Here is a 7940-nt window from a genome sequence, read left to right as displayed (position 1 = left end):
CGGCGGGGCTGCGCGAGGCGCTCGCGCTGTGGCGCGGGCCCGCCCTCGCCGACGCGGCCGGGCTGCGGTTCGCCGACGCGCCGTCCGCGCGGCTGGACGCGCTGCGCCGCGCCGCGCAGGAGGAGCGCATCGACGCCGACCTCGCGCTCGGCCGGCACGACGAGCTGATCCCCGAGTTGCGCGCCCTCGCCGCCGGCGACCCGCTCCGCGAACCCGTCACCGCGCTGCTGATGCGCGCCCTGTACGCCGCAGGCCACCAGGCCGAGGCGCTCACCCGGTACGAGGACGCCAAGCGCGCCCTCGCCGACGGCCTCGGCGTCGACCCGTCGCCCGAGCTGGCGGCCGTCCACCTGGCGGTGCTGCGCCGCGACCCCGCCCTGGCGGCCCGCCAGGCGCCCGCGCCCGCCGCCGCGTCCCGCCCGGAGCCCGCCGAGCCCTCGGAGCCCCCCGAGCCCGCGAAGGGCAACCTGAGCGCGCCGCTGACCAGCTTCATCGGACGTGGCGCCGATCTGGAGCGGGTCGGCGCGCTGCTGGCGGGCGCCCGCCTGGTCACCCTCACCGGCCCCGGCGGCGCCGGAAAGACCCGACTGGCGGTCGAGGCCGCCCGCCGCTGCGGCGACCCCGGCCCGGCCGCCGCACCGGACGGCGCGTGGCTCGTCGAGCTGGCACCGGTCACCGACCCGGCCGAGGTGCCCGCCGCCGTCCTCACCGCGTTCGGGCTGCGCGAGGCGCCGCAGCCGAGGCCCGGCCAGCGCGCCGCGCCGTCCGATCCCCTGGACCGGGTCGTCACCGCCCTGTCGGGACGGCGGATGCTGCTGGTGCTCGACAACTGCGAGCACCTGCTCGACGCCGCCGCCCGGCTGGCCGACCGGGTCCTCGCCGGCTGCCCCGGCGTCCGGATCGTGGCGACCAGCCGGGAACCGCTCGGCATCACCGGCGAGACGCTCTGGCCCGTCGGGCCGCTGGAGGCGCCGCCGCCGTCCGCCGCACCCGAGGACGCGCTCGCCCGGCCCGCCGTCCGGCTGTTCGCCGACCGCGCCGCCGCCGTCGCGCCCGGGTTCGCCGTCACCGCCGCCAACGTCGCCCCGGTCGTCCGGATCTGCCGCGCGCTCGACGGCATCCCGCTCGCGATCGAACTCGCCGCCGCGCGGATGCGGGCGCTGACCCCCGCGCAGGTCGCGACCCGGCTGGACGACCGGTTCCGGCTGCTCAGCGCGGGCAGCCGCACCGCCATGCCCCGGCACCGGACGCTGCGCGCCGTCGTCGAGTGGAGCTGGGACCTGCTGGACGAGCCCGAACGCGCGCTGTGCCGCCGCCTCGCCGCCTTCCCCGGCGGCGCCACGCTCGGCACCGCCGAGCAGGTGTGCGCCGGCCCCGGCCTCGACCGCGACGCCGTCCTGGACACGCTGGCCGCGCTGGTCGACAAGTCCCTGGTGACCGTGACGGGCGCGGACGGCGAACCCCGCTACCGGATGCTGGAGACGATCCGCGCCTACGGGGCGGAGCGGCTGGCCGAGGCGGGCGAGGAGCAGGGCGTCCGCCGCGCGCACGCCGGCTGCTTCGTCCGGCTGGCCGAGGAGGCGGAGCCGCACCTGTACCGGGCCGAGCAGCTGGAGTGGCTGGACCGCCTCACCGCGGAGCACGACAACATCTCGGCGGCGCTGCGCTGGACGATCTCCGCCGGGGACGCGGCGACCGCCGTCCGGTTCTGCGCGGCCCTTGGCTGGTACTGGTTCCTGCGCGGCGAGCTGCGCGACGGCGCCGACCACCTGGCGGACGTCCTCCCGCTGCCGGACGTCCCGGACGACGAGACCACCGCCCGCGCCCTCGCGCTCGGGGCCATGGCCTCGCTGGACAACCAGCTCGACGGCGACCGCGTGCTCGGCTGGCTGGCCCGCGCCAGGGCCCTGTGCGCCGGCCGCGACCCCGCCCGCCTCCACCCGGTCCTGCGGCTGATGCTCACCACCATCGACATGTACACGGTCGGGTGGGACGACACGACCGCGATCGGCGTCGACGGCCTGCTCGACGACCCGGACCCGTGGGTCCGCGGGCTGGCGCACTTCATCCGCGGCCAGATCGCCCACAACTTCGGCTGGTCCGGCCGGGTGCAGGAGGACTGCGACCGGGCGCTCGCCGCGTTCCGCGAGGCCGGCGACCGGTGGGGGCTGTCGTTCACGCTCGCCGCGCAGGCGGAGATCGCCGGCCGGGACGGCGACCACCGCCGCTCCGTCGCCCTGTTCGAGGAGTCGCTGCGGCTGAACGCCGAGCTGGGCGGCGGGACGGCGGCCCTCGTCCACGTCCACATGAAGCTGGCCAACGAGCTGGACCTCATCGGCGAGCGTGAGCGCGGCGAGGCGCTGCTGCTCGCGGCGGTGCAGGGCGTCGACGCGTCAAGGCGGCCGGAGGAGGTCGCGGCCGTGCACTACCAGCTCGGCGAGTTCGCCCGCCGCTCCGGCGACCAGGCGGAGGCGCGGCGCCGGCTGTCCCGCGCGGACGAGCTGACCAGGGACATCCCCGGCCCGCCGCAGTTCCGCGCGATGGTCCTGTGCTCGCGCGCCCAGCTCGACATGGCGATGGGCGCGATGGACGAGGCGTCCGCCCGGCTGGACGAGGCGGTGCGCGGCGCCGCCCGGGCCCGCGACTACCCGATCCTCTCGTACGTCCTGGCGGGCCTCGCCGAACGGGCGCGGCTGCTCGGCGACCCGGAGCGGGCGGCCGTGCTGCTCGGCACCGCCGACGGGCTGCGCGGCGGCCCCGACCTGTCGCTGCCCGACGTCCTCGCCATCACGGCCGCCGTCCGCGACGACCTGGGCGAAGCCGCCTACACCGCCGCCTACGACCGCGGCGCGGCCCGGACGTTCGACGACGTCGTCGGCGAGTTCGCGCTGGAGCGGCCGCCCGCGTCCACCATGCACCGCCCGCCCGGCTGATCAGAGCGGGAGCGGCGGGCCGGCGCGCTTCACGGTGCGGATCACGGGGGCGCTCTCCAGCGTCGCGATGCCGTCCAGCGAGGCGACGCGCTCGGTGAGGTAGCGGGCGAGGTCCTCGGTGTCGCGGCAGTTCACGACCGCGACCAGGTTCGTCGGGCCGGTGGTGAGCGCGACGAACGACACCTCCGGATGCGCGGCCACCGCCGTCGCGACGTCCTGGAGCGCGGACGGCCGCACCGCCATCCACAGCCGCGCCTCGGCGTGGAAGCCGAGCCGCGCCGGCTCGATGTCGACCTGGTACCGCAGGACGCCCGCGGCGCGCAGCGCCTCGGCGCGGCGCCTGACCGTGGAGTCCGACCATCCCGTCGCCTTCGCCAGGTCGGCGTAGCCGGCCCGGCCGTCGGCGGCGAGCGCGGCGAGCAGCGCCCGGTCGGCGGCGCCCACCTCGATCGGCTGCGTCCCGTCCTCCGGCGGCTGCGTCCCGTCCTCCGGCGGGGGCGGCCGGAGCCGGGCGGCCTGGTCGTCGGACAGCACCGCCGGGCCGAGCCAAGTGCCGGGCAGCGCGTAGCTCCGCAGCAGCAGGTGCGCCGAGACGCCGACGACGCGGCGGGTGCGGGGCAGCTTCTCCAGCAGCAGGGCGTCCCGCTCGTCCGCCGACCGGGTCTGCGTGTTGCAGGAGATCTCCGTCCCGCCGGACAGCAGGTGCACGAACGAGGTGTCGTCGCGGGCCGCGAGCACGCCCGCGATGGATCCGGCGGCGTCCGGGGTGCAGCGCAGCCGGATCGTCCACGAGGTGTAGCCGAGCCGCGTGCCGTTCACCGTGCCCGCCACCCGCAGGACGCCGGACGAGCGGAGCCGCCGGTACCGGCGCGCGACGGTGTTCTCCGAGACGCCGAGCACCTCGCCGATCCGGCTGAACGGAGCCCGCCCGTCGATCCGCAGCGCGTGCACGAGCCCGCGGTCGACCGCGTCCAGCGTGACGTCATCCATCACCAAAGGCTATCTGCCTGACGGATTACACCGCGATTCCGTCCCTGCTTGGCGGACACGTGCCCACGCCGCCGACGCTGTGGAGGTCTTCCAGCGAAAGGAGAGCCTCCGATGCGCCGATGGACGCCGCTCGCCGCGGTCTGCCTGGGCTCCTTCATGTTCATCCTCGACACCACGATCGTCGCGGTCGCGCTGCCCAGCGTCGCCCGCGGCCTGCACACCTCCCTGTCCGGCCTGCAATGGGTCGCGAACGTCTACACGCTCGTCCTCGCGGTGCTGATGCTCCCGGCCGGGTCGCTCGCCGACCGGTACGGGCACCGCGCCGCCTACACCACCGGGCTCGTGATCTTCGCGGCCGCCTCGGCGGGCTGCGCGCTCGCCCCGGACGCCGCGACGCTGGTCGCCGCCCGCGCCGTCCAGGGGATCGGCGGCGCCGCCATGGCCGTCACCGCGTTCTCCCTGCTCGGCGCCGTCTACCAGGGGCCCGCGCTCGGGACGGCGATGGGCGTGTGGGGCGCCGTCAGCGGCCTCGGCGGCGCGGCCGGGCCGATGCTCGGCGGCGCCCTCACCGCCGCGCTCGGCTGGCGGGCGATCTTCCTCGTGAACGTGCCGGTCACGCTGCTCACCCTCGTCCTGACGGTGAAGGCGATCGGCCCCGGCGAGCGCGCCGCGCGGCCCGCCGCCCTCGACCCGGCCGGCATGGCCCTCTTCGCCGTCTGCACCGGTGCCCTCACCATGGCGCTGACCTGGGCCGGCACGGACGGCTGGGGCTCGCCGCGCGTCCTCGCCGGGCTGGGTGCCGCGCTCGCCGCTCTGGCCGCGTTCGTCGCCCTCGAACTACGCCGCCGCCACCCGATGCTCGACCTGCGCCTGTTCCGCGACGCCGCGTTCTCCGCCGTCATGATCTGCGTGCTCGCCTCGTCGGCCGCGTTCGCCTGCCTGATCTACACCTCGATCTGGCTCCAGTCGGCGGTGGGCCTCGGCCCCGTCCGCGCCGGCCTCGCGCTGATGCCGATGGCCCTGACGACCTTCGCCGTCTCCACGGTGAGCGGGCGCCGCGTCCCGCCGCGGACCGCGGTGACCGGAGGGCTGCTGCTCAGCGGCATCGGCTGCGCGCTGCAGGCGCACCTGGACGGCGGCTCCGGCGCGTCCTCGATCACGCTCGGGCTGATCGTGACCGGCGCGGGCGTCGGCCTGATGATCCCCGCGATGGGCGCCGCGGTCATGACCGCCGCGCCACCCGAGCGGCGCGGGACGGCCGCCGGCGCGATGACCACCTTCCGGCAGCTCGGCCAGACCCTCGGCGTCGCCGCCCTGGGCGTCCTCTTCCAGAACGCCCCGCACGACACCGCCAAGGGCCTCGACCACGTCTACCTCGCCGCCGCCGTCACCGGCCTGGCGGCCGCCGCCCTCGCCTTCACCGCCCTGGGGAGATCACGCGCGCTTCTTGAAGGCGCGCAGTGACAGCGGCGCGAAGACCAGGGAGATCCCGACGCCCCAGGCCAGCGCGATCCACGCGTGCTCCAGGACGGGACCGCCGACCAGCAGGCCCCGCATGGACGCGACCAGCTGCGTCACCGGGCTGTTGTCCATGCAGAACGCCAGCCAGCCGGGGATGCCCTTGGTCGTCGGGATGAACGCGGTGCTGAGGAAGCTCAGCGGGAAGATCACCACGAAGCCGAAGATCTGCACCTTCTCCGGCTCGTTGACCTTCATCGCGATGTACACCGACGTCCAGGAGAACAGCAGCGCGAACGTGAGCAGCAGCAGGAACGCGAGCAGCACCGGCAGGACGCCGGTGTGCACCCGGAACCCGATCGCGAACCCGACCCCGAGCAGGATCAGCATCGACCACGCCTGCTTGACGGTGTCGGCGATGATCCGGCCCGCGAGCGGCGCCGACCGCGAGATCGGCAGGCTGCGGAACCGGTCGAACACCCCCTTGGTGATGTCGGTGTTCAGCCCGAAACCGGTGCTCATCCCGGCGAACAGCGCGTTCTGCGCGATGATCCCCGGGATGACGATCGGCAGGTAGGCGTGCACGCTGCCGGCCATCGCCGGCCCGAACACGTACGCGAACAGCAGCACGAACATGATCGGCTGGATCGACAGGTCCAGCAGCTCCATCGGGTTGTGCTTGATCTGGACGAGATTGCGCCACGCCAGCGTCAGCGTGTTGCGGACGGCGACGCCCGGCGACACGCGCTTGGCGAGGTCCTGCGGCGCGAACGTCGTGGCGGTCATGCCGACGCCCCTTCCCGGTCGGCGGCCTGCTCCAGCGCGCCGGCCTCCGCGTCGATGTCGTCGGTGTGGTGGCCGGTGAGGGCGAAGAACACCTCGTCCAGGCTGGACTTGCGCAGCGACAGCTCGCCGACCGCCACGCCCGCGTCGTCGAGCCGCCGGACGACGGCGGGCATCAGCGCCGGGTCGGTGATCGGCGCGGACACCAGCCCGTCCCGCGTCTCCGGCTCGGCGCCGGTGAGGTCGGCGACGATCCGCGCGGCGGCCTCACCGTCCGCCTCCCGGATCGGCCGCAGCTCCAGCACCTGCCCGCCGACCTGCGCCTTCAGCCGGTCGGACGTGCCCTGCGCGATCACCTGGCCGCGGTCGATCACCACGATGTCGTCGGCGAGCTGGTCGGCCTCCTCCAGGTACTGCGTGGTGAGCAGCACGGTGACGCCGTCGTCGGTCAGGCCCCGGACGATGTCCCAGAGGCCGCCGCGGCTGCGCGGGTCGAGGCCGGTGGTCGGCTCGTCCAGGAACAGGAACTGCGGCCGACCGACGAGGCTCGCCGCGAGGTCCAGGCGGCGGCGCATCCCGCCCGAGTAGGTCTTGGCGGCGCGCTCGGCCGCCTCGGTGAGCTGAAACCGCTCCAGCAGCTCCGCCGCGCGCGCCCGGGACGCCCGCCGCGAGATGCCGAGCAGCCGCCCGATCAGGATGAGGTTCTCGGTGCCGGTGAGCATCTCGTCGACCCCGGCGTACTGCCCGGTCAGGCCGATCAGCTGCCGCACCTTGTGCGCGTCCTTCACCACGTCGAACCCGCCGACCTGGGCGCTGCCCTCGGTCGGCTCGATCAGCGTGGCGAGGATCCGCGTCGCCGTCGTCTTCCCGGCGCCGTTCGGGCCGAGGACGCCCAGCACCGTGCCGGGCTCGGCGGTGAGCGAGACGCCGGCCAGCGCCCTGGTCTCACCGAACCGCTTCACCAGGCCGTCGGCCTGGATCGCGTAGGACATGTGATCTCCTAGGACTCGGTCTGCCGGACATTCCCGCCCGACGGGGACGGACCCGCCAACCTATGCGTGCCCCAGGTCCGTCCGCATCCACTTTTCCGCCGCCCCCGGCGGCTCCCCGGGCACGTCCCGCCACCTTCGCAGCCGGTACTGACAAAACGCTGGCAGCGCCCGGTTTTCTCCGGACGTTCTAGACTCGCGGTGTGACGTCGGTGCGGCGCAGTCACCACAAGGACGGCGGGGGGCCGCACCCGCCGCGGCTGCGGCCGCCCGAACACCGGGTGTCGCCGCGCGCCATCGCGCACTGGGCGATCGAGTACCTCCTGCTGTGGGGGCTGGCGTTCGGGCTCGCGCTCGGCGTCGCCGCCTGGCTCGGCGACGCGGGGTGGAGCGGCATGCCCGGCTGGCTGTCCGGGCGCGTCGGCTGGCTGCCGTACATCGTCGGGACGGCCGGGGTCCTCATGGTCACCGCGGCGCCCGTGTGGCGGTACCGGGTGCACCGCTGGGAGGTCAGCGCCGACGTCGTCTACACCCGCACCGGCTGGTTCAGCCGCGAGTGGCTGCTGGTGCCGGTCAGCCGGATCCAGACCGTCGACACCGAGCAGGGCTGGATCGAGCGGCTGCTCGGCCTCGCCACCATCAAGGTCAACACCGCGTCGCACACCGGCTCGTCGGAGGTGGCGGGCCTGCCCGCGGACGTCGCGACCCGCCTCGCCGAGCAGCTCGCGCACCGCGCGCACGACCTCCGCGACGACGCGACGTGAGCGTCCGCCCCGAGGCCGGAGAG

General features: G+C 75.4%; 6 protein-coding genes. 3 read left to right on the top strand and 3 right to left on the bottom strand.

Translation table 11 applies throughout. The features are described 5' to 3' along the window. The coding region (locus tag F9B16_RS53790) for an ATP-binding protein (RefSeq protein ID WP_151546795.1) at positions 1–2933 on the top strand (2933 nt) is incomplete at its 5' end. On the opposite strand, the gene F9B16_RS47155 is transcribed toward F9B16_RS53790, so the two are convergent. Next, the gene (locus tag F9B16_RS47155) at positions 2934–3923 is read right to left on the bottom strand and encodes an Lrp/AsnC family transcriptional regulator (protein ID WP_225992584.1); all 990 of its coding nucleotides are present in this window, start codon (positions 3921–3923) and stop codon (positions 2934–2936) included. Positions 3924–4034: 111 nt separating this feature from the next. Between F9B16_RS47155 and F9B16_RS47150 the strand changes: the two genes are divergently transcribed. Next, a complete protein-coding gene (locus tag F9B16_RS47150; RefSeq protein WP_151546793.1) occupies positions 4035–5387 on the top strand; it encodes an MFS transporter in 1353 nt (450 codons plus the stop codon). Here the strand turns inward: F9B16_RS47150 and F9B16_RS47145 are convergent. Both F9B16_RS47145 and F9B16_RS47140 read right to left on the bottom strand, forming a co-directional pair. Further along, positions 5358–6167, bottom strand: coding sequence for an ABC transporter permease (locus F9B16_RS47145; protein WP_151546792.1), 810 nt, complete (start codon positions 6165–6167; stop codon positions 5358–5360). The genes F9B16_RS47150 and F9B16_RS47145 overlap by 30 nt on opposite strands. After that, entirely contained in the window at positions 6164–7156 is a 993-nt protein-coding gene (locus F9B16_RS47140; protein WP_151546791.1) for an ATP-binding cassette domain-containing protein, read from the bottom strand. Before F9B16_RS47140 ends, F9B16_RS47145 begins: the two co-directional genes overlap by 4 nt. Before the next feature lie 200 nt (positions 7157–7356). Between F9B16_RS47140 and F9B16_RS47135 the strand changes: the two genes are divergently transcribed. After that, a complete protein-coding gene (locus F9B16_RS47135) occupies positions 7357–7917 on the top strand; it encodes a PH domain-containing protein (protein WP_151546790.1) in 561 nt (186 codons plus the stop codon). Positions 7918–7940 lie beyond the last annotated feature (23 nt).

It is taken from the genome of Actinomadura montaniterrae, from assembly GCF_008923365.1.
Taxonomy (GTDB): domain Bacteria; phylum Actinomycetota; class Actinomycetes; order Streptosporangiales; family Streptosporangiaceae; genus Spirillospora; species Spirillospora montaniterrae.
The sequence above is the reverse complement of the archived record's forward strand: the minus strand, read 5'-3'. Positions and strand labels throughout refer to the sequence as shown.